The organism is Novosphingobium sp. HNCC26BN242 (assembly GCF_057180525.1).
The window spans coordinates 392870-415087 of sequence record NZ_JBXUGM010000002.1; the positions used below are offsets into that span (position 1 = coordinate 392870).

The following is a 22218-nucleotide window of genomic DNA, read 5'->3' on the forward strand; positions in this document are numbered from 1 at the left end:
CACCCCCGACCCCTCCCGTGAACGGGAGGGGGGAAAGAAGTTTGCGGTTTGCGCCAGCTAATGCCCCTCCCGCAAGCGGGAGGGGTTAGGGGTGGGCATTCGCCGACAGGCGAACGGGGGCACTCAAAGCCAAACTTACGTCAGCCCCCCGCCTCTTCCCGCTCAATCTCGCGCCAACCAATGTCCCGGCGGCAGAACCCTTCAGGAAAACGGATCGCATCCACCGCCGCATAGGCCGCATCGCGCGCCGCTTTCACACTGGCCCCACGCGCCGTCACGTTCAGCACCCGCCCGCCATTGGCCGAAAGCACGCCATCGTTCGAAAGCGCGGTGCCTGCATGAAACACCTTCGCCCCGTCCACCTCGGCCGCCGGAATGCCATCAATCCGCCCGCCCTTCTTCGGCGTGCCCGGATAGCCCTGCGCCGCCATCACCACCGTCATCGCCACATCGGGCGAAAAGTGCGGCGGCTGGATGCTCGCCAGCTTGTTGTCGGCACAGGCCATCAGCAGTTCCACCAGATCGCTTTCCAGCCGCATCATCAGCACCTGGCATTCAGGATCGCCAAAGCGCGCGTTGTATTCGATCAGCTTCGGCCCCTGCTCGGTCAGCATCAGCCCAGCGTAGAGCACGCCCGAGTAGGGCATGCCTTCATCCGCCATGGCTTTCACCGTAGGCGCGACAATCTGCGCAATCGCCAGCGCTTCCAGCTCGGGCGTCAGCACCCGCGCCGGGCTATAGGCCCCCATGCCGCCGGTGTTCGGCCCGGTATCGCCATCGCCCACACGCTTGTGGTCCTGCGCCGACCCAAAGCTCACGATCGTCGCGCCATCGGTCAGCGCAAAGAAGCTGGCTTCCTCACCGGTCAGGAATTCCTCGACCACCACTTCGGCCCCGGCAGAGCCGAACGCGCCATCGAACATGTCGTCCACCGCAGCTTCCGCCTCGGCCATGGTCATCGCCACGACCACGCCCTTGCCCGCCGCCAGTCCATCAGCCTTGATCACCACCGGCGCGCTGAACTGCTTCAGCGCCGCCCGCGCTTCCTCAAGCGACTTGGCCCTCACATAGCCCGCCGTCGGAATATTGGCCCGCGCGCACAGATCCTTGGTAAAGCCCTTCGATCCTTCGAGTTGCGCCGCCGCCTGACTCGGCCCGAACACCGAAAAGCCCGCAGCCCGCAGCGAATCCGTCAGTCCATCCACCAGCGGCGCTTCCGGACCGACCACGATCAAGCCAATCCGCTGCGTCTCGCAGAACATCACCACCGCCGCATGATCGGTCAGGTCCAGCGCCACGATCTGCGCATGATCGGCGATGCCAGGGTTTCCGGGTGCCGCATAGAGCTTGCCCGCTAGCGGCGATTGCGCCAGTTTCCAGCTGAGGGCATGTTCGCGCCCACCCGATCCCAGCAGCAGGATATTCATGGCTTCCCCTTCCGCGCCCTTTGAAGACGACGATAACAACGGCTCGGGGCGGCTCCTAGCGAGGGAATCGGCGGGCGACAACGCTCCGGCCCTCTCCATCTCCGAGATTTCGCAACTGCTGAAGCGCACAGTCGAAGATCGCTTCGGCTTCGTGCGCGTGCGCGGCGAGCTTTCGGGCGTCAAACGCGCCGCCTCCGGCCACCTCTATGTCAGCCTGAAGGACGAGAACGCGCGGCTTGATGGCGTGATGTGGCGCGGCAGTGTGCAGCGCCTGAACTTCCGCCCCGAAGACGGCGTTGAAGTCATCGCCACCGGCAAGCTCACCACCTATCCCGGCCGCTCGAACTACCAGATCGTGATCGACCGGATGGAGATCGCGGGCGAAGGCGCGCTGCTGGCCCTGCTGGCCAAGCTGAAAGCGCGGCTCGAAGGCGAAGGCCTGTTCGATCCTGCCCGCAAGCAGCCCCTGCCCTTCCTGCCGCGCGTGATTGGCGTGGTGACCTCGCCCACTGGCGCTGTCATCCGCGACATTCTCCACCGCCTGTCCGACCGTTTCCCCACCCGCGTCGTCGTCTGGCCGGTGCTGGTGCAGGGCCAAGGCGCAGGCGCGCAGATCGCCAACGCAGTGCGCGGCTTCTCCAGCCTTGAACCCGGCGGTCCGATCCCCCGCCCGGACCTCGTCATCGTCGCGCGCGGAGGCGGCTCGATCGAAGACCTGTGGTGCTTCAACGAGGAAGAGGTTGTCCGCGCCGTAGCGGATTGCACCATCCCGATCATCAGCGCCGTGGGGCATGAAACCGACACCACGCTGTGCGATTTCGCCGCCGATTTGCGCGCGCCCACCCCCACTGCCGCTGCCGAACTCGCCGTGCCGGTGCAGGCCGAACTTGCCGCCCTCGTCGCCGATCTCAACGCCCGTCAGCGCCGCGCGCTTGCCCGCCAGCTTGCGCAGGCCAAGGAACGCCTCGAAGCCCGCAGCCAGCGCCTGCCCCAACCGCAAACCCTTCTGCAGGGCCAGGCCCAGCGGGTTGACGATCTGGCCGAACGCCTGCGCCGCGCCCTGCTCCACCGGACCGAAATTGCCGGATCGCTCCTCGCCCGCCACGCCGGAGCCTTACGCCCCGCCCTGCTCACCACGCGGCTGGAGCGTGAGTCCGAACGTCTCGCCGCGCGCCGCCTGCGCCCCGAAGTCCTGCTCCAGCGCATTGAACACGCGCGCGGCAAGGTCGTCGCGCTTGATCGCCTGCGCCTCTCGCTCGATCCCGAAGCCCCGCTCAAACGCGGCTACGTGCTCGTAGCCGATGCTGACGGCCAACTCGTCAAAGACTGTGCCACTGCCGCAAACCGTCCCAGCCTGACGCTGAAATTTGCCGATGGCAGCCTCGATGTCAGCACCGGCGCAGCCTCCCCATCATCCCGCCCAGCGCCAAAACCGCGCACCCCTGCGACACCCGGCAATCAGCAGGAATTGTTCTGAAGCGCCATGCGCGCTACATTGCCCCCATGTTGATGTCCCAATCCGGTCGCCTTGCGCGCCTTCACTACCTTTCCGGCTCCTTCCGCCAGCTTTCGGGCGGAGACCACGTGTTGTGTGCCGTCTCTGGCGTACAGATCCCGCTCGATGCCCTGCGGTACTGGTGCGCCAAGCGGCAGGAGGCCTATGCCACGGCTGAAATCTCCACCCGGCGTCATCTTGAAGGGTAACGCGATGGAGCGCCGGGCTTTTCTTGGCGGTTCAGCAGCAAGTCTGGCAGGCCTTGCATGGAGCACCGATGCAGGTGCCGTTACGACCGCAAGCCCCGTAATGATCGAACCCGTCAGTCGATTGACACAAGGCGGATGGCTTCGCGGCAAAGTCGCGCCCGGGGTCAGGGCGCTGACCTTTGCCGGAAAGCCGCTACCCTTTGCCGGCGACGGCAGCTTTATCGCCGCGTTTGACCGGGATGCTGCAGCCACCGCCAGCCTCATCGCTACGCTGGCCGATGGCCGCATGATCACGCACGATCTCGTGGTGGCCCCGCGCGCATGGCAGATCGAACATATCAACGTGGCGCGCAAACCCGGCGGCGTGACGAACGAGGACTTTTTGCGCCTGCGCCGCGCCGAACTGGCCCGCATCGGCGCGGCCCGCGCCATGGAAACCACCGCGCAAGGCTGGCGGCAAGATTTCCTCCGCCCAGCCCCCGGCCGCTTCTCGGGCCGCTTCGGATCGCAGCGCGTCTACAAGGGGGAACCCGCCGCCTATCATTCGGGCCTTGATATCGCAGGCGGCGCAGGCACCACCTATCTCGCGCCCGCCGATGGCGTGGTGATTCTGGCTGCAACCGACAAACCGTTCAGCCTTGAAGGCCACCTGCTGATGCTTGATCACGGCATGGGTCTCAACAGCGCATTCCTGCACAGCTCGGCGCTGCTGGTGAAAGAGGGTGACACCGTGCGGCGTGGCGATCCCATCGGGCGCATCGGCAGCACCGGCCGCGCCACCGGCCCGCACCTGCACTGGTCGGTCAAATGGCGCGACAGCCGAATTGACCCGCTGCTGCTGCTGGGGCCAGCGTAGGAAGCACGAATTTGTCTGCACATGCGTGCGGACCTGCCAGATGGCATATTTCCCGATGCGTCCAGTGATTGCGCATCCGCTGCACCATCATGCTGCTTGTTGCCCGAAAACCGGTAGCAATTGAAATTATCGAAAATTCGCCACACAGATGGTGTAATTTTCCTGCACCACTCTTAAGCCAGTGGAATCCCTGCTCCCCGTCGCCTGCCCTTTAGGAGGTGTGTCAAAATTGTTACATGCTTCGGGGATTTAATCAGCAACTTACATTCCTGTTTTGAACGAAAGGCATGTTTCCGCCACATAGAGCAATCTTCTCTCGTTTGTAACCAGACGGCCGGTCGGGAAAACCTGACGGCAGCGGGCAATGCGTGATGAGAAAGTGCTTGCAGCCAGCCATTTCAGGGGGCGCAGGCAAGCAGTATAAGAGGGACTGAACTCATGAAGAAAATCAACGGCCACGCCCTGCGTGCAGGGATAGCCCCGCTTGCGCTGGGTATTGCATTGCTTGCAACGCCTTCGTTCGCTCAAGAAGCGCAGGCTGAAAACGAAGCGCCCGCCGATAGCATCGTTGTTACCGGTTCACGTATTGCCAGCGCCAATCTGGAATCTTCGGTTCCAGTGGCCGTCATCGGCCAGGAACTGATCGCCCAGACCGGTGCGAACAACATTCAGGACGTTCTGGCTGAACTTCCGGCCGTAGGTCAGAACATCAGCCGTACCTCCACCAACTTCTCCACAACCGGCAACGGTCAGGCAACTGTCAACCTGCGCAACCTCGGCTCGGCCCGTACGCTCGTGCTGGTCAATGGCCGTCGCTTCGTTCCCGGCCTGCCCGGCACCTCGATTGTCGACCTCAACACCATCGCCACTGATCTGATCAAGCGCGTTGAAGTCGTTACCGGTGGTGCTTCGGCAGTTTACGGTTCGGAAGCTATCGCCGGTGTGGTCAACTTCGTGTTGGACGACAAGTTCGAAGGCCTGCGCGTTCGCGCTCAGGGCAATATCTCCGACAAGGGTGACGCTGGCCGTCGTCTGGTCTCGCTGACTGCTGGCAAGTCCTTTGCGGGCGGCGCCGGTCACATCGTGATCAACGGCCAGTACGACAAGGATGATGGTCTGCGTTCGCGCAACCGGTCGTTTTCGGAACGCGACGAGCCGAGCCGCAGCTCGTTCGCGGCACAGGGCCTCTTCAGCCCCAATGGCAACTTCGCAGCGGGTCCAGGCACCTTCACCTATGATGCGAACAACAACCTGAAGAACTACACCAGCGCCAACGTCGACGGGTACAACCGCGCCGGTGACCGTTACCTCGCCGTCCCGGTCGAGCGTTACCTCGGCACGGTCCTGGGCAGCTTCGAACTGTCAGACTCGGTAACCGCGTTCTTCGAAGGCAGCTATGCGAAGAGCAAGTCAAATTCGAGCCTTGAACCGTCGGCCGTGGCCTACACCGATCTGGCCTATGCTGATGGTTCGGATTTTGACGGTATTCCGATTGCCAACCCGTTCATCCCCACGGCTGTCCGCGATGCAATGATCGCTGAAGGTGTAGACTTCCTGCCCTTCCGTCGCCGTTCGAACGACATCTTCAGCCGCTCCAACGTGAACGATCGTGACACGTGGCGCGTCATGGGTGGCTTCCGCGGTAGCATCGGTGAAACGCTGAACTGGGACGTGAGCTACTCGCACGGTGAAACCAAGGATTTTACCAGCTCGGGTGTCGTCCTTGCTCCGCTCTATGCCAACGCGCTGAATGCTGTTGCTGGCCCCAACGGTCCGGTCTGCGCCATCAACGCTGATGCCGACACGACCAACAACGATGCGGCCTGCGTTCCGATCAACATCTTCGGTTTCAACACCGTATCGCCCGCAGCTGCGGCTTACATCACCAACAATGGTCAGAAGTCGACCTACACCGCGCGCGTCAAGCAGGATGTTGCCGCTGCAAACCTCACCGGTTCGCTGTTCAGCCTGTTCGGCGCCAGCCCGGTCGCATTCGCAGTCGGTGCTGAATACCGCAAGGAACAGAGCTCGGAAGACTTCGACACCGCAACCAACCTCGGGCTTACGCTGGGCAACCAGTTGAGCGATACGCGCGGTTCGTTCAACGTGAAGGAAGTCTACGGCGAGCTCAAGATTCCGGTGCTCGAAGACCGTCCGTTCTTCCACTACCTCGGCTTCGAAGGCGCAGCCCGCTATGCTGACTATTCGACAGTCGGCGGCGTGTGGAGCTGGAAGGCCGGTGGCGAATGGGCTCCGGTTCGCGATCTTCGTTTCCGTGGCATCTATTCAGAAGCAACGCGCGCACCGAACATCTCCGAGCTGTTCTCGGCTCAGAGCGAAACCTTTCCTGCTGTGATCGACCCGTGCGACCAGAAGGAAGGTGGTGGTGACACCGGCGCAATCAAGCTGACGGCTGCCCAGCTGCCGGCAGCTTGCCTTGCGAACGCGGCGATTGCTGCTGCCGCCAACACGGCAGGAGGCTTCACCTACACCACGGCTCAGATCCAGACCATCAATGGGTTTGTTGGCGGTAACCCCAACCTTCGGGAAGAAGTTGCCCGCACCCTGACGCTCGGCGCTGTGTTCACGCCCTCGTTCGTGCCCGGCTTCAACCTGTCGGTTGATTACTACCGCATCACCGTTGAAGGCGCGATCGGGATCATCGGCCAGCAGACCTCGCTTGACGAATGCCTTACCGGTGTCGGCACGGCGCTGTTCTGCGACAACATCGTGCGTGACAACGCGGGCCGGGTGGAGACGATCAACGCACTCAACCTGAACACGGGTTCGTACAAGGTCGAAGGCATCGATACCCAGGCGAACTATCGTCGCGCACTGGGCAGCGATGCATCGGTCGACATGACCGTGCGCTGGACCCATCTGCTGGAACAGAGCCAGACGTCGTTCCCGGGTGGCCCTACGCAGGGCGAACTCCGTCAGCTTGACTGCTACAGCTGCGGCCGTCTCGGAACCGGTTTCCGCGACCGCGTGAACGTATCGACAACCCTCAACTGGGAAAACGTGTCGCTCAACTGGCGCGTGAACTACATGAGCTCGGTCGTGGATGACATCACCAGCGCCAACGCGATTGCAACGGGTTCGGTGTGGTATCATGATGCGCAGCTGCGGATCGGTGTTGGCGAAGATCGGAAGTTTGATTTCTTCCTCGGCGTTGACAACATCTTCGATCGTCAGCCGCCGCTCTATGGTGATACCAACCCGGTGAGCTTCCCCGGCACGCGTACGGTGGCAAACACCTACGATGTGTTCGGCAGAATGCTTTACGCTGGCGTGGACTTCCGCTTCTAAGGAAGAAACGCCCTGCACGCCCGTTCTCCGAAGAGGAGTGGAAACCCCACTTCTTTCGGAGAACGCGGCAGGCAAGATATCCAAAAGCCTTAAGGGCGGCCTTCATCGGCCGCCCTTTTTGCATGGAACCAACCCTACGGTTTGATCCGCCAAGCACCATTCATGCTGGCAACAAATGGCGTAACTTCCCGTGGCAATTGCTACCGTTTCCAAAGCTCTCGCATTGGCTGTTACGGGAACGCTGGCGCGTTCAATCCGCCTGCTTGATCCGCCACACCTTGATGCCGCTCTCAGGCGCAACCGGCACTTGTTCCAGCCAGCCCGGCGCGCGTCCGGCCACCAGATGCGCCATGAACCCATCGGGGGCAAGCTGGCGGTAGCGGTCGGCTTCGCGCCCTGATGGGCAGATCATCACCAACGTCGCTCCGTATCGCGCCATGAGCGGCCGAACGCCGTAATCCGGCCCCAGAAATGCAAAGATCAGATCGCGTATGGCCACGTTGGCACGGTGATGGCCAGTCGCCACAACCTTGTGGTCGCTCGTCACCAGAATTGACGGGCCAAGATCAACTCCGGCCAGCACTGTCGTGGCCGGAATAGCTGCAATCCCGGGCGTTAGCGCACCAAAGTCGCAAGCCTGCCGGGCCTCCCCCGATGCCACGGGCGCTGGCGCCACCCAGCCTGCAATGGCGGCCATCACGGCCCAAGGCACCAGCAGGCCGACAATCACAGGCACTCGCGCCATCCGCAGCAGCATCAGCCGCTCACCAGACCACCGCGCAATCTGTTCGCGCAGTTGCCAGGCCGCCGGCACCGCCGCAAACAGGCAGGCCACCGCCGATGCGCGGATTACCAGCATGCCGATCACCGTGGCCCCGCCGATCAGCAGCGCAAGATCCATCCACCACGCCCGCAGCGCCGGGTCTGCCTCTCGCCGCCACAGCCGAAGGCACGCCACCAGGCCCAGCAGCGGCACGATCACCACCGCCCCTGCCACGCCAAGATTCTGCCGCCACACCGGCAGGCCTTCCTTCATCGCATCGAGCCAAACCAGCCGCACCAGCGGATCGAGCGCGGCAAAGGCATCGCTGCCAAGGCATTGCGGCGCGCGCAGCAACATGATCGCAGCAGCGCCTGCGCCAAATGCGCCCAATACAGCAAAACTCACGCCCGCCGGTTGATGGCGCAGCCTTGGCAGGATCAACGCACAGCCCACTGCTGCCCATATCAGGACCAGCAAATGCACTGGCGAAAGCGCATCACAGTGGTCCACCAGATCGGTAAGGCCGCGCGTGGCAAAAAACAGGGTCGTGGCTGATAAAGCCAACGAGGCCATATAGGCCGCCAGCCAGCGCCCATCACCGCGCTGCAGCCGCAGCGCGCAGACCAGCGCAAAGACCACGGCCAATGGCAGCGCTTCCAGCGAAATCGCCAGCGACAGGGCCAATGCAGCTCCCGCCATGGCTCCACCCCGGTCCGGCTGCGATTTGGCCATGCCATAGAGCGCCACCAGCGCCATCACATATTGCCAGCCATGGTGATCGATGCGCAGCGGCATCATCCGCATCGAAGCAGGTGCCGCCAACACCGCCAGCACCGCCGCCAACACGCCTGCATCCCGCCCGAAATACCGCGTGGCCAGCCGCGCCACGATCAGCATCGCGGCCAGCAGCGTCAACAAAGGCACGGCAATGCAGGCGGCAACTTCGGCCCCTGCCGCCCCCAGCAGCGGCCTCAACACCACGATCAGCGCCGCAATCGGCACATCAACCAGCCGCGTCCAGTGCATCGGCACACCGGCAGGCGGAGCCGCGCGGAATTGCGTAACGTCGAACCAGCTCTGCCCCGCCAGCCAATCACGCACCTGCTGCAGCCGCAGTGCATCATCGGCATCGACAAAATCTGTAACGGCCAGCTTGCCCCACAGCAGCGCCATCATTCCCAAAGACGCAACTGCCCACAGCAAGAGGACAGCGCGCCATGGCAATGCAGCCGGCCTCACCGGAACACCACCTGCTTGCGCAGCAGCCAGGTGGCCATGAAACTCGCCCCCACCGCCACGATCTTGGCCACGCGCGAATCCAGCCCCAGTGCCGATCCCGTGCCGACGATCAGGGCCGTCAACGCCAACCCGACCAGCGCCGATCCTACGAACAGTGCCTTTTGCCGGTTGCGCGCACCGCGCTCGTCAGAAACGCTGTCAGTGAAAACAGCACGACTGGACAGGAACCAGTGCACAACGATCCCAAGCACATAGCCAAGTGTCGAGGCCATCACCGGCACCACGCCCAGCGTCAGCAGCGCCAGAAACGCTCCCATATCTACCGCCAGTGCCCCGATGCTGGCAAAGAGGTAGCGCAGGATCATGGCGCGACGCAGGCGTTCGATCATCGGCAGGACCAGTTCCGTCATGAAAATTCGCCGGTTTGTCGCAGCTGTCAGGCAGCCTTGCGGTCGCCCGCGATCCTTTCGGGAACAGCGCGCACCGAAGCCAGTGCAGCAGCCTGATCTTCGGTCACAGCAACGCGGGCCGGGATCGCCTGCTCAGCGCCCTCATTGCCTGCCTCGTGATATTCAGCGTCTTCATTGACGCACCAGGTGTCATAGATGCGTGCGCCCGCCGCGATGTTTTCCACCGTCAGCATCGCGGTCATCATCGCGTGGTCCTGGTTGTTGTAGCGGTGCATGCCGTTGCGCCCCACCAAGTGCAGTGTCGGATGCGCAGCTTCCAGTTCGGTGCGCATCGCGGCCACATTGGCGGCATATTCGTCGTCATAGACAGGATAAGCCTTTTCCTGACGCACCACCACGCCGCCGATCACCTTGTCAGGGCTGACCAGGCCAAGGATCGCCATTTCCTTCGTCGCCAGCGCGATCAGGTCATCGTCCGATGAATCCCACAGATCGTCGCCTTCGAAGCAGAAGTATTCGAGGCCAACGCAAGCCACGCTTTCGTCGGGCACCATTTCGGGTGACCATGAACGGAAGTTCTGGATGCGGCCGACTTTCACCTTGCTGTCGTGGATGTAGATCCAGTTGTCGGGGAACAGCTCCTCCGACCGGATCTTCAACGCCACGGTCAGGAAATCGCGATAGCGCAAGCGGCTCGCTTCCAGCGTCGTTTGCGGCAACGGATGCAGGCGCGCGGCCAGTTCGCGCATCGGCGCAGAGCTGATCGCATGGGCCGCTTCGATCACGACATCGCCCTCAGGCCCCGTGGCAGCCATGCGCCAGCCGCCCTGCCCATCGGCGGCAAGCTGCCGCAAGGCATGCGCCATCAGCACTTCACCCTTGCCGGTGGCCACGATCTTGTCGCGCGCGGCATCCCACATCATGCCCGGCCCAAGGCGCGGATAGCGGAACGTTTCGAGCAGCGTTTTCGTCTGCATCCCGTCGTTCGGGCGCTTGTTCAGCCCAAGACTACGCTTCAACCCATCGGTGACAGCGCCCCACAGCGACAGGCCCTTGATCCGCTGCGCAGCCCAGTCGGCGCTCATTTCATCGCACGGCATGCCCCACACCTTCTCGGTATAGGTCTTGAAGAAGATCGAATAGAGCTTGCTGCCAAACTGGTTGACGGTCCAGTCTTCAAAGCTCTTCACATTGCGGTTCGGAAACGCCTTGGCCTTGGCAAAGCTTGCCATGCACAAGGTGGAACGCACGATTCCCAGATTCCACAACGCTTCGAACGCGCGCAGCGGATAGGAGTAGAACTTGCCCTCATAATAGATGCGGCTCATGCGCGGGCGCTGGATGAAATCGTCGGGCAGGATCTCGTTCCACAGATCGACCACTTGCTGCGATTTGGAAAAGAAGCGGTGCCCGCCGATGTCGAAGCGATAGCCTTCGTGCTCCACCGTGCGGCTGATCCCGCCGACATAGGTCGCGTCGCGCTCGATAATCGCCACTGTGAAACCGCGCTTGGTCAGCAAATACCCGGCTGTCAGGCCCGCAGGGCCCGCGCCAATGATTGCAACATCCACCTTGCGGCTTTGCGTCTTGGCAGCTTCACTGCCTGCCCGAATCCCGCCGTTAACCATCAAAACCCCCGTCTGAAGCGTATTCCGCACGCTCAGAAGTGAAGGAAAATGGATAAAGGATGGTTAACGATACACGCGGGTTTCGCGAAAATGCACGCTCTGCATAGGTCTCATTTTCTAGCGATCAGGCCATGTTCCGCGATCAAGGACGGCGAAAGCGGTCCGTCTGGTTTCCAAGGCCGGGCGCAGGATCACCTGTTTGCAGCGGCCCGGCTATACGTGCCAGTTCATCCAGCTTGAACGTCTGTTCAAACAGCAGGCCATACCGCGGGTGGCTGCGCCAGCGCACTTTGGCATAAATCGGCGGCAAAACATCGGTTTCCAGTCGCACCAGTTCGTTCATCATCAGCCACTTGTCGCATTCCACGCACGCGCCCTGCTGCGACATGTCCTGAAAGGCAATGCGCACAGCCTCCCCGCCAGAGTGCAGAATTGCGTCGAGATGGATGCGCAACCGCACCTGGCGCTTGGGGAATGCGCCATGCGATTCATCAAGCAGGCGTTCAATATCCACCTCGTTGCCAAAGCGGAAACCGCCAAATTCACCGTCGGTCCACACATGCTCCAGCGAGTAGCGATCGCCATTGCTCAGTTCCACAGCAAGGCTGCGATGCGACGGCAACGGGTTGAACAGGCGAATTTTCAGGCCCGATGTCGAAGCATCACGGATCACGCAAAGAAATTCACGTGAATCATCAACGATCAGTTTGGCTGCCCGGATCATCAGCATGAACCGGGGTGCAGCGCGCTGATCTGCTTCCCGCTCCACGTTGTGGTTGGCGCTTTCCCCGTTTCTCAGGGCGTCAGGCATGTCATCATCCGGCTGGGCCAAGCCCTGTCCCCTTGCGCATGGGTCCCCACATCCGGGAATCGCGCAATCCCCGGATACAGTCAGATTACCGCACAAAGTCCTACCGTGAAGTTACTCAGCGCACATTCCATGCAATTTTAAGGCTGTTTATCTCTGAATTGCTTGGATAACTTGGTCCCATCCCAGCAACTTGAAGTTCTGCGCAGCGGGAGCATTGTCTCCGTCCTGCGCCACAAACAGGCCACTGGGGAATGCCGGTCCGAAATCACCAAGTGCCAGTTCGATTCCGTCAGTGTCGCTGGTTGCGCCAAATTTGCCAGCAGCGATCCTGAATCGACCCTGCGGCCGGGCCGTGGCCAGATCGAACAGGACATAGGCATTGTCGCCTTGGCTCGAAGCCACAAGATAGCCGCCATCTGCCCCCTGCGGAGCCAGCGCCAGCCCCTCAACATCATCGACCAGCCCCTTTTCCGGGCCAACCATGGCAAAAGCCTGTGCGGTCAGCGTTGCTGCCTTCAAATCGACCTTCCAGATGCCCACGTCTTCTTCGGCCACGAACAGCGTGCCCGTGCGATCATCGACCACGCAGCCTTCCGATTGCGTCGCAAACTTGACCGAGCGCAGATATTCCGCCCGGATCGCCCCGCCCGCTTCGATCAGGCGGCTTTCGGCCACTTCACCGTCTTTCAGCACCACATAGGCACGCGCCAGTTCACCTGCTGACAAGGCCGCGCCCATGCAAAAGCCATAAGCCTCCACCGGTGCGCGCCCTGCTGGCATAAAGGGTTGCGCGCCCAGCGCAGTCAGCTTGGCCGTGGCCCCATCCAGCGCGAACAACGCAATCTTGGGCACCGCACCATTGGTCCGGTCGCTTGCGCCAACAACGATCCGCCCCGGCGCAACCTCGCGCAGGTCCACATTGTTGAGCAGCCCCGCCGCCACAAAATCGCGCACTTTGCCGTCCAGCCCATAGGCATAGAGCCCGGCCTTCTTGTCCGTCCCCAGTATCAGGCTGGCAGCCGGATTTGCCGCATTGCGCCAGATCGCCGGGTCATCGGCAGCATCGGCCTTGTTGCCCGTGCCCACCGGCGCAGTCTCGCCCGTGGCCTGAACATCGGTCGCAGGATAGAACGGACGAGGCGCAGCCTGCATCCCCGCACAACCACCTAACAGGCTAGCGCAAAGCGAAACGGCCAAAGCCGGGAGCAATGCCCCCGGCCCTGACATAACAGCAGAAGTCCGCCCCATCAGAACGCATACCGTGCAACGATCTGGAACACGGGACCGGCTTCTTCGGACTCCAGTTCATATTCGTCAAAATTGCGAGCGATCTGGTTGCCGGAAGTGGACCGGTCATCACCGGCTGCGAACTTGTTGAACACTTCGTCCTTGCTGGAATTGAGCAGGTTCGAACCGACAGCGCGAATTGTGAAGCTCTTGCCAAAACGTTTTTCGACAAAAATCTCAAGATCCGCACCGTAAGTCGTCGTCACTTCTTCACCCACGGTACGGTCAAAGGCCGAACCCTGCTTGCGGTAGGTCGCACCGAACGACGCACCCGCTTCAGGCAGGTTCTGGATCACGCCGAAGTTGTAGACAAACTTCGACTGGCCGTTGAAGCGGCGGCTGCCGAACTCATCGCGCACCGAACTGTCGATCAGCGAAAGGTTTCCGAACACGCCGGTGTTGGGCAGGCCGATCACGTTAAGATCTGCCGAAAGATCAAATTCGACACCCCACACATTACCATCGCCCACATTGCGCGGCTGGTAGATGAAGGCCAGCGTTTCCGGCGGATTGCTCTCCGAACCTTCAAGGCCGGTGTTGGTCAGCTCGACCAGGTTCTGGATCTTGCGATAGAACACGTTGACGCCAACCACGCCAGTGCGTCCCAGCTTGTGTTCATAGCCAAGGTCACCACCCCACGCCGTTTCCGGCCTCAGATTGGGGTTGCCCTGAAGGTCGTTGTCACCCACTTCAGCTTCCAGCAGCGCAGGCGAGATATAGTCAAAGCGCGGGCGGCGCACGGTGCGCGCAGCCGAAGCGGTCAGGCGGCCATCGCCCAGCTGGACTTTGACCGAGGCCGACGGCAGCAGGAAGTTAAACTTCGTATTAGTCTGCGCCAAAGCGGCTGCCACCGTCTGGTCATTGATGCGGACCGTGGTGTTTTCCCAGCGCAAGCCTGCTTCAAACTTGATCGGTCCGTTCGAACCTTCGACGAGCGCATAAACATCGCGCCGATCTTCCTCGATCGTATTCAGGCCGCCATTGATGGGGGCGACGGCGCCAAATGCAATCGCATACTCTTGCGGCGCATTGCTGAACTGGCTGTACCGGGCCAGCGTCGTGCGCGAGATGTTGAAGCGGTTGCGCGGTGCTTCCGAAATGTTGGTATCGCGGTCCTTGTTCTGCAGGAAACCGCCCACTGCAATGGCCATCCCTTCGGAAAACTTGAAGGTCTGCTCAAGCTGCGCAGACATTTCATCGTCCCGGATCCGCGTTTGCAGCTGATCACCGGTGTAGCGCGGCGTGTTGCGATTGAAGTCGATTTCGTGTTCAAATTCGTCTTCCTCGTTGTCGAACCGGGCAAAGCCGATCCGCACCGAAGTCTTGCCGAAGTCCCACTCCTTCACATACTTTGCCGTCGCGGCCCAGCTTTCCTGTTTGATAAACAGAGGATTGTAGTTGTCGGTCAGCAGGTTGCCACTGGCATTGATGTTGATCGGTCCCGAAATGGCCGTCTCGTTGTTGTACTCGAAAGACCGTTCAATCTGATCGCGATCCGTGCGCACATAGTTGCCGGCGATCTCGAACTTGTTCTCGCCATCATCATAGGCCCAGCTCAGGTTACCGGCATAGTCGGTGCCATCGCGCACATCGGTCTGATCTTCGCGGTTGTCGAAGTCCTGTGTCGCAAAGTTCGGATTGTTTTCCGGCGAATCGCCATAACGCAGGCTGCTCTTCTTCTTGGGGTTGTACCGCCCCTGCACGTTGATCCCCGCCAGCAAACGCCCGGGGCCAAACTTGCCACCATAATACAGGCCGCCTGAAGGCTTGATCTCGCCGTTGTCAAAGATCAGCGCACCGCCACGCAAGTACCCGCCATCCATGGTCAACGCATCGCGCAGCACGATGTTGAGCGTGCCCGCCACGGCATCGCCGGTGCGCCGTGCCGAGTTCGAGCGGACGATCTCGACCTGCTTCACCAGTTCGGCCGGGATGCGATCAAGGAAAAATGAACGGTCAACGTTCGATCCGGGAATGCGGTCACCATTGATAAGGATCTGGGTATAGCCCGGATCAAGCCCGCGCAGACGGGCACCATCCGATTCCAGCACGTCCGACAGGAACGTAACCGAAGGCACCCGCTTTAGCGCATCACCTGCGGTAAGCGGTTCAAAGCGCCGGAAGTATTCTTCATCATAAACCAGCTTGGGTTCGGCTTCATCGCTGTGGTTGCGAAAACCGATCGAGCCCTGAACCACGATTTCGCGAGCCGTGCGGGTCTGCTCATCGGCCATGTCGTCGGCTGATGCAGGAACGGGTTGTTCATCGGCCGCAAAGGCGGGCGTGGCAAGGCACAGAGCAGCGCCGCACAGCAAGATTGCGCGCTGTGTGCGCGTTGAAAGCTTGGTCATTATGATATCCCTCATGGAAACGCTTTGCTTTGCGTCGCCATCTAGGGATCGTTGCTGACCGTTTTGCGACGGTACGGAGACTGTTTGGTGACAACATGTGCGGCGCTATCACAGAACTGCAACAGGCATGGCGCGCACGGCACGGCAGCATTGTTTTTCATCATGAAGACCGCACCAAGCTCCATTCGGGCTGGTGTTTCGCAGACCGGCGCCGCCTTCGTTGCGAACGCCTGCGAGCCATGTCTTAGAGCCTGATCCGAAAGTCGCCGGTTGAAGACTGGCTTGGGATTTTTTGTGCTGATGAGGCGTGATCGCAGCCACGATGTGGTTGAATCGTGGCAAGATCGCGACGAAATCAGCGCGAAAAAGACCCGTCAGGCCGACCCGGAAGCGTTCGAATCACGCTCTTATACAGCGAAATGGGTCGGCAAGGGGCGGGCCATCTCTGCCGTTCGCCACGCGACGAAGCACTCGCTCCTGATCGGCAAGGTTATCCTGGGATAAAGAGGCAGTCGCAGCTGCGCTATCGGATCGCGCCCGTCATATGATACGTCGCCCTATGCAAGGCACCGCGAACTCGGGGCGCTAAAAAAGCATGCCATAAACCACTAGGCCCCATGGGCCGCAGTATGTGCTTGTATTACTTGCCAACTTTTTAAAAAGCCGAGATTGAATACGGAAAGGTGCCGCTATGACTGGCCGAAATGTCACCCGAGACGAAAGCGTACGATCCGCGACGCCCATCACCATCGCGACAGGGTTTGCATATCCAGAAAGTCCCCGATGGCATCGGGGGCAGTTGTGGCTTGCCGACCAGCACACGGGCTTAGTCCACGCTCTGGGGGCTGACGGCACTAGCGTGCTGAACATTGCGGCCCCCGGCGGGCCTTCTGGCATGGGTTGGCTACCCGATGGGGACCTTTTGGTCGTATCGATGAATGAGCGCTGCGTTTACAGATGGCGATCAGAAGTCGGGCTGGCGGTCCATGCTGAATTGGGCCACCTTCATCTGGGCCAAAGTAATGATATGATCGTCAGTCATAATGGGCGAGCCTATGTTGGAAATGTAGGATTCGACTATTTCAAGGGTGATTTGCCCCAGCCCACTAACTTGGTGGCTATAGAAGTTGGCGGTGTGGCTCGAATCGTGGCTGATGATCTGCTTTGCCCTAACGGCATGGTTATCAGTCCCGATGGACGAACTCTGATTGTTGCAGAGACTTTTGGATTTCGCCTTACGGCGTTTGATATCGCGCCAGATGGCAGTCTTTCCAACCGCCGGGTATTTGCGGATCTGGCCGGGCGCTCACCCGATGGAATTTGCATGGACGCCGAAGGCTGCGTCTGGGCAGCAATCGCGCTCGACAGATGCGTGATCCGTGTCAGGGAAGGCGGAGAGATTGCTGACCGGGTCGTCACAATCGGCGCCAATCCCTATGCGTGTGTGCTCGGCGGTCGCGATCGGCGCGAATTACACATTTGCTGCGCGCCAGATCATGATCCCGAATTGACCACCTCGCTGCTGGCGGGCCGCGTTGACACATTAAAAGTCAGCGTTCCTGGTGCAGGCAATCCCTAAAAAGCCACCCTCAAGTTTGTGCGATGCATTGGTGTGCAGTTCGCCAATCGCCTTGAAAGCAGGACGCGTCGCCTCATCGACAGTTGCATTTGACCTTTTTGCCGTCGTCAGGCAAAACTCTTTATATGCAGTCGCATACGCGCACTTTCCGCTACGCTGGTCTTGGAGGTCAGCTTCTCGTGGGCAATTAGCCCCGGGTACTGGCGCTGCGCGCGCCGGGCTCGGGGCAAGATGGAATAGCAAGTGCTGAACAAGCACTCCTGATTCGTCCGCTCACCGGAAAGAATTAACATGATTGCTGATGCACCCGCGTCACTGCGGCCCGCCATCATTTTGGCTGACAAAGAAGCCGATACCTTACTTGAACTTGCCATAGCGCTGAGTGACCGTTGTCCCGACCTTTGCCGTATGCTGGCAGACGAGGTGGATCGCGCAAAGATCGTGGCAAAAAGTGATCTGCCTTCAAACGTCACCACCATTGGCTCGATCGTCCGCTTTCACGATGAGGGCAGTGGCGCAGTTCGAACCGTTGAAATCGTCTACCCGAGTCAGGCGGACATCGCCCTGGACCGTGTTTCAGTCATGTCCCCGATTGGCGCAGGGTTGATCGGACTTAGCGAGGGGCAGTCAATCTCCTGGCCAGATTTACAAGGGCGATACCGAAGACTCTCCATTCAACGGGTCACAAATCCGGGCAAGTCCGATGAACGATGATCTCACCGATCAGCCGGACCAGTTGCAGCTTATGCTGCATCTGCAAATCGATAAGCGAAGGGCCCCTGGAAAAGTCGATCTTGCCAAAGTAATCTGCGACTTTCCAGAAATCATTGAGGGCATGAGGCTCTCGGGCGACAGCGGATATTGGCTGCGCGTTTCCATCAGTCAGCTCAGCCAGTATGAAGGTCTGCGCGATCGACTGATTGAAATACTGCCGGAGGTACGACGGATTACCGCTTCTGTAGTGTTGGCTCGGCTCCTGCCTGCGCATCCGCAGGTCTCTCCCTGATACAGCGCTGCCTTGTGCGCTGGATGCAGGCTGGCCCTGAGGCTGCACCGCGTGGGACGTTAAACGTCGCGGCGGCGCGATAGACGATGGCGATATCGGCCCGAGAAGGCTTGGAGCCGAATCTGCCGCGGATCAGTCCACCGCAGATCACGATTACAGGTTTTCCAACCTATTCTGATCGCTGATCCAGCTGTGCATGGGCGACGCCGACGACAATCTTTTCGAGCACCTTTGTCGCGGTGCGGATTTCCTCCTCGCTAAGGGAGGCAAAAACGGCTGACCGGATACTTGAAAGGACCGGCTGGACTTCATCCACGACGGCCTGCCCGGCAGGTGTAAGCTCGATGTAGCGTGAGCGCTTATCGTGCGGATTGGCGATCCGCCGAATCAGACCATCTGCTTCCAGCGAATGCAAAGTGCGTATCAGCGGTGGCCATTGAATTGCCAGTCGGGCTGAAAGCAGCGATGTGGTGACAGGCGGTGTCGCGACACTTAGCACAAACAGTGTTTGCCAGCGTGACCGCGATTGACTGGTCGCGGCCAGCATCTGGCTTTCCACATGGGTGCCCCACCGGCGCGCGGAAAGTGACAGGATGCGCGTGAGGCGAAACTCTGCCTCATCGCGGGAGTCTTCAGGAAATAAGGCACGATACTGCGGCGTGGTGCTGTCGAACGGGTCAGCCGATTGTTCCTGATCCACCTTTAACTCCCCATCCCGCGCCCCCTGAAAGGCCGCAGCGTTTGCTCTTAGCGGGCAGTTTCAGACTGCACCAAACAGGAATTTCCAAGTGCCGAAAATTGTCTCACATCGAAGGTTGACGACATAAGTATCATGATACATAAAAACTACGTACCGAGGTCCACATTAGATGGGCCGCGAGTGGGAGTTTAGGAATGCGATTGAGCACGCAAGTGGCGCTGAATGGCGCAAGTTTTCTGGCCATCATCAGCGCTGCCGTATCGGTTTTGCCCAGCGTTGCGTCTGCGCAGGAGCAAGTCTCGCAGGAGCAAGTCACGAACGATGAAGCCGAGGCGGTGCCGCCTGTCTCAGAACAACCGTCTGCACCCGAAGCCAGTCCTGCAAACGGTATCGTCGTCACCGGAACACGTCTTGGATCGAGCTTCCGGGCACCTACGCCTGTAACCTCGGTCGGAGCCGAGCGGCTCAATGCCCTTGGTATCACCAACGTCGGTGAAGCGCTCACCCAACTCCCCAGTTTTCGTGCCTCGACCGGTCCAGCCGCGCAAGCCAACCTTGGTGGCAACATCGGTGCACGCCTTCTCGATCTGCGCGGTCTTGATCCGCAGCGTACGCTGGTCCTTGTCGATGGCCGTCGCTTCGTGCCCAGCACCGTGCAAGGTTCGGTCGATACCAACCTGATCCCTTCCTCGCTCGTCCGTACGATCGACGTCGTGACCGGCGGTGCATCAGCCGCTTATGGTTCGGATGCAGTCGCGGGCGTGGTCAACTTCGTGCTGGATCGCAAAAAGGTCGGGTTGGACGGTCAGGTCGCAGCAGGCGTTTCGCAGCGGGGCGATGATGGCAACTTCTTTGCCAGCCTTTCAGGCGGCACAAGCCTTGGCGATCGCATCCACGTAATTGGCGCGATCGAATACGAAAAGCTCGAAGGTCTGGGCAACTGCACCACACGCGCCTTCTGCAACAGCCAGACCCTGATCCTTGGCAACACGCCTCCAGGCGCGGGCGGGCGCCCTGCCAATCTGATTATCGCCGGGGTGAATACATCAACGATGGCACCGAGCGGGTTGATCAACCGGTCGTACAATGCGGCAGGCCAAGTCATCGGCAGCACTGCCACCGATCCGTTGCGCGGAACGAAGTTTCTGGCCGACGGCACACCGGCACCATTCCAGTATGGAACGCTGGTCGGTCCGCTGTTCATGCTTGGTGGCGAAGGACAAGGCCGCAACGGCTTCATTTCCGGCCTGAGGCTGAAGGTTCCGCTTGAGCGTATTTCGACCTACGGCGCAGTGACCGCCGACCTGACCGACGATGTAACGCTGAATGCCGACCTGTCTTATGGCAAGGTAACCGGAACAGTTGACGGCGCCCTGTTCCGTGATTTCAATGGCACGTTGCTTGGCCGGATCAAGCGCGACAATCCGTTTATTCCTGCTGGCGTGGCCGCTGCCATGGATGCCAACGGTGTAGCCTCGTTCATCCTTGGCAAAGCCGCGTTCGATATCGGACCGGGGCAAGCCACTTCAACCACCGAGACCTATCGCGGCGTCCTTGGCGTCAAGGCAGACCTGGGTTCTAGCTGGACAGTGGAAGCAGCCTATCAATATGGTCGGACCAACTTCACTCAACGCGGCAGAAACCTCGTCAATCAAATCAATCTGCTAAAGGCAACCGATGCCGTGCAAGTCGGTGATCAGATCGTCTGCCGTGTCAACGCTGATGCCAGCAGTGCAAATGACGATGCGGCTTGCCGCCCTTATAATCCTTTTGGCGAAGGCAATTACAGCGCTGATGCGCTGGGCTACATCACCGGCGATGGTCTGCAGCGCACTGTGAACGAGCAGCATGTCGCCAGCGTCGATCTGCGTGGAGATCTTTTCCAACTTCCCGCAGGGGCTGTTTCGATTGCGATTGGTGCCGAATATCGGCGTGATACGGTTGCGGGCACTACAGATGCCGTCTCGGCGGCCAACGGCTTTTACTCGCTTAACGGTTCGGCCCTGGCGGGCGGCGTGACGGTGAAGGAAGCCTATGGTGAAATCGCTGTGCCGGTGCTGCGCGATTCCGCAGTCGGCTATGCTCTTGACCTTAATGGTGCCATCCGCCGCACCGATTACAGCACATCAGGGGCAGTAACGACGTGGAAGGCCGGCGCGGTCTACGAACCCGTCGAAGGTATCCGTTTTCGCGGCACCCGCTCGCGCGATATCCGGGCACCGAACATCTTCGAACTGTTTGGTCCGCAAGTGCGCCGATCGATCGGCCTGTCCGATCCGCTCAACGGCGGTCTGCAAACTAACCCCAATGTCATTACCGGATCCAACAGCAATCTTCGCGTGGAAAAGGCAGACAGTCTTACACTGGGCGTCGTAATCGCACCGCGCGGTGGCTTTTTTGGACGTTTCCGCCTTTCGTTCGACTATTATAGAATTGAAGTGGCCGACGCGATCGGCGCACTTGGTGCGCAAACGCTGGTCAATCGCTGCGCACAAGGTGCAACAGCTTTCTGCAGCCAGATTACCCGCGATGCTTCGAACGAGATCCTTGAAGTCAGGGATGTCATCCTCAATTCGAATGCGCTGGAAACAAGCGGCTACGATATCGAATTGCAGTATCGCCAGCCGCTTGGTGGTCTTGGCAGCCTCAATACCCAGATCATTGCCAACATCACCGAAAAGCTGACAACAGTCGACGCCCTGGGTGCGGTTGACCGCGCCGGCCAGACAGGTCAGCGCACCGGCACTATCGCAGGTGTGCCAGATTACATGATCGATGGAATCGTAACCTGGACGAAGGGCGATTTTCAGCTCACCGGGCGTGGGCGCTATATACCGTCAGGCATCTATTGGACCAATTTTATCGGTCCCGATCAGGATGGCTATTCCGTCAACCTGTCCAACAGCGTTGACAACAACCGCGTTCCCAGTCGCTTTTACCTGGATATGACTGCCCAGATAAATGTCGCCACCGGCACCGGCCGCACCTTCCAGTTGTTCGCCACAGTCAACAACCTGCTCGACCGCCAGCCGCCAGCTATCCCTGGCCCATCGGGTGGCACCAACCAGATCCTGTTCGATCCGGTCGGCCGCGCGTTCAAGATCGGAGCCCGTTTCCACTTCGGTGGTTAGGGCCTGATCGGGAAACC

The 22218-nt window shown here is 60.4% G+C and carries 17 protein-coding genes; 9 read left to right on the forward strand and 8 right to left on the reverse strand.

Translation table 11 applies throughout. The features are described 5' to 3' along the window. Positions 1 to 140: 140 nt before the first annotated feature. A complete protein-coding gene (gene purD / locus AC2A1F_RS09460; protein ID WP_484208510.1) occupies positions 141 to 1427 on the reverse strand; it encodes a phosphoribosylamine--glycine ligase in 1287 nt (428 codons plus the stop codon). On the opposite strand from purD, the gene xseA reads away from it, so the two are divergent. The 4 genes from xseA to AC2A1F_RS09480 all read left to right on the forward strand — a co-directional run bounded on the left by xseA (position 1426) and on the right by AC2A1F_RS09480 (position 7296). Continuing rightward, the gene (xseA, locus tag AC2A1F_RS09465; RefSeq protein ID WP_484208511.1) at positions 1426 to 2904 is read left to right on the forward strand and encodes an exodeoxyribonuclease VII large subunit; all 1479 of its coding nucleotides are present in this window, start codon (positions 1426 to 1428) and stop codon (positions 2902 to 2904) included. The two genes, purD and xseA, sit on opposite strands and share 2 nt — an antisense overlap. Positions 2905 to 2930: 26 nt before the next feature. Next, a complete protein-coding gene (locus AC2A1F_RS09470; protein ID WP_484208512.1) occupies positions 2931 to 3131 on the forward strand; it encodes a DUF2093 domain-containing protein in 201 nt (66 codons plus the stop codon). Between the two features lie 4 nt (positions 3132 to 3135). Next, positions 3136 to 3987 carry a M23 family metallopeptidase gene (locus AC2A1F_RS09475; protein ID WP_484208513.1) on the forward strand — a complete coding sequence of 284 codons (852 nt, stop codon included), beginning with the start codon at positions 3136 to 3138 and terminating at the stop codon, positions 3985 to 3987. Positions 3988 to 4425: 438 nt separating this feature from the next. Continuing rightward, positions 4426 to 7296: a TonB-dependent receptor plug domain-containing protein gene (locus AC2A1F_RS09480; RefSeq protein WP_484208514.1), complete on the forward strand. Its 2871-nt coding sequence runs from the start codon at positions 4426 to 4428 to the stop codon at positions 7294 to 7296. A gap of 250 nt (positions 7297 to 7546) precedes the next feature. On the opposite strand, the gene AC2A1F_RS09485 is transcribed toward AC2A1F_RS09480, so the two are convergent. From AC2A1F_RS09485 to AC2A1F_RS09510, 6 genes are all read right to left on the reverse strand, one after another. Further along, on the reverse strand, positions 7547 to 9235 hold the full coding sequence (locus AC2A1F_RS09485) for a hypothetical protein (RefSeq protein WP_484208515.1): 1689 nt from the start codon (positions 9233 to 9235) through the stop codon (positions 7547 to 7549). 59 nt (positions 9236 to 9294) lie between these two features. Then, entirely contained in the window at positions 9295 to 9708 is a 414-nt protein-coding gene (locus AC2A1F_RS09490; protein WP_484208516.1) for a GtrA family protein, read from the reverse strand. Positions 9709 to 9734: 26 nt separating this feature from the next. Further along, complete coding sequence (locus AC2A1F_RS09495) at positions 9735 to 11336, reverse strand: NAD(P)/FAD-dependent oxidoreductase (protein WP_484208517.1); 1602 nt, start codon at positions 11334 to 11336, stop codon at positions 9735 to 9737. Between the two features lie 142 nt (positions 11337 to 11478). Then, complete coding sequence (locus tag AC2A1F_RS09500) at positions 11479 to 12147, reverse strand: PilZ domain-containing protein (protein WP_484208518.1); 669 nt, start codon at positions 12145 to 12147, stop codon at positions 11479 to 11481. A gap of 147 nt (positions 12148 to 12294) precedes the next feature. Beyond that, positions 12295 to 13299: a phytase gene (locus AC2A1F_RS09505; RefSeq protein WP_484208519.1), complete on the reverse strand. Its 1005-nt coding sequence runs from the start codon at positions 13297 to 13299 to the stop codon at positions 12295 to 12297. Between the two features lie 95 nt (positions 13300 to 13394). Continuing rightward, positions 13395 to 15785 (reverse strand): TonB-dependent receptor plug domain-containing protein, encoded by a 2391-nt coding sequence (locus tag AC2A1F_RS09510; protein WP_484208520.1) that lies wholly within the window; start codon positions 15783 to 15785, stop codon positions 13395 to 13397. Positions 15786 to 16085: 300 nt separating this feature from the next. On the opposite strand from AC2A1F_RS09510, the gene AC2A1F_RS09515 reads away from it, so the two are divergent. The 4 genes from AC2A1F_RS09515 to AC2A1F_RS09530 all read left to right on the forward strand — a co-directional run bounded on the left by AC2A1F_RS09515 (position 16086) and on the right by AC2A1F_RS09530 (position 18370). Beyond that, positions 16086 to 16289 (forward strand): hypothetical protein, encoded by a 204-nt coding sequence (locus AC2A1F_RS09515; RefSeq protein ID WP_484208521.1) that lies wholly within the window; start codon positions 16086 to 16088, stop codon positions 16287 to 16289. A gap of 187 nt (positions 16290 to 16476) precedes the next feature. Next, positions 16477 to 17364: an SMP-30/gluconolactonase/LRE family protein gene (locus AC2A1F_RS09520; RefSeq protein ID WP_484208522.1), complete on the forward strand. Its 888-nt coding sequence runs from the start codon at positions 16477 to 16479 to the stop codon at positions 17362 to 17364. 291 nt (positions 17365 to 17655) lie between these two features. Further along, entirely contained in the window at positions 17656 to 18078 is a 423-nt protein-coding gene (gene rnk, locus AC2A1F_RS09525; RefSeq protein WP_484208523.1) for a nucleoside diphosphate kinase regulator, read from the forward strand. Next, positions 18068 to 18370 carry an Lrp/AsnC ligand binding domain-containing protein gene (locus tag AC2A1F_RS09530; RefSeq protein WP_484208524.1) on the forward strand — a complete coding sequence of 101 codons (303 nt, stop codon included), beginning with the start codon at positions 18068 to 18070 and terminating at the stop codon, positions 18368 to 18370. The genes rnk and AC2A1F_RS09530 overlap by 11 nt, the downstream gene beginning before the upstream one ends. Positions 18371 to 18539: 169 nt before the next feature. Here AC2A1F_RS09530 and AC2A1F_RS09535 read toward each other — a convergent pair whose 3' ends face one another. Beyond that, positions 18540 to 19070 carry a MarR family winged helix-turn-helix transcriptional regulator gene (locus AC2A1F_RS09535; protein ID WP_484208525.1) on the reverse strand — a complete coding sequence of 177 codons (531 nt, stop codon included), beginning with the start codon at positions 19068 to 19070 and terminating at the stop codon, positions 18540 to 18542. Positions 19071 to 19264: 194 nt separating this feature from the next. Here AC2A1F_RS09535 and AC2A1F_RS09540 point away from each other — a divergent pair, with 194 nt between their 5' ends. Then, positions 19265 to 22201: a TonB-dependent receptor domain-containing protein gene (locus tag AC2A1F_RS09540; RefSeq protein ID WP_484208526.1), complete on the forward strand. Its 2937-nt coding sequence runs from the start codon at positions 19265 to 19267 to the stop codon at positions 22199 to 22201. The last annotated feature ends 17 nt before the right edge of the window (positions 22202 to 22218 follow it).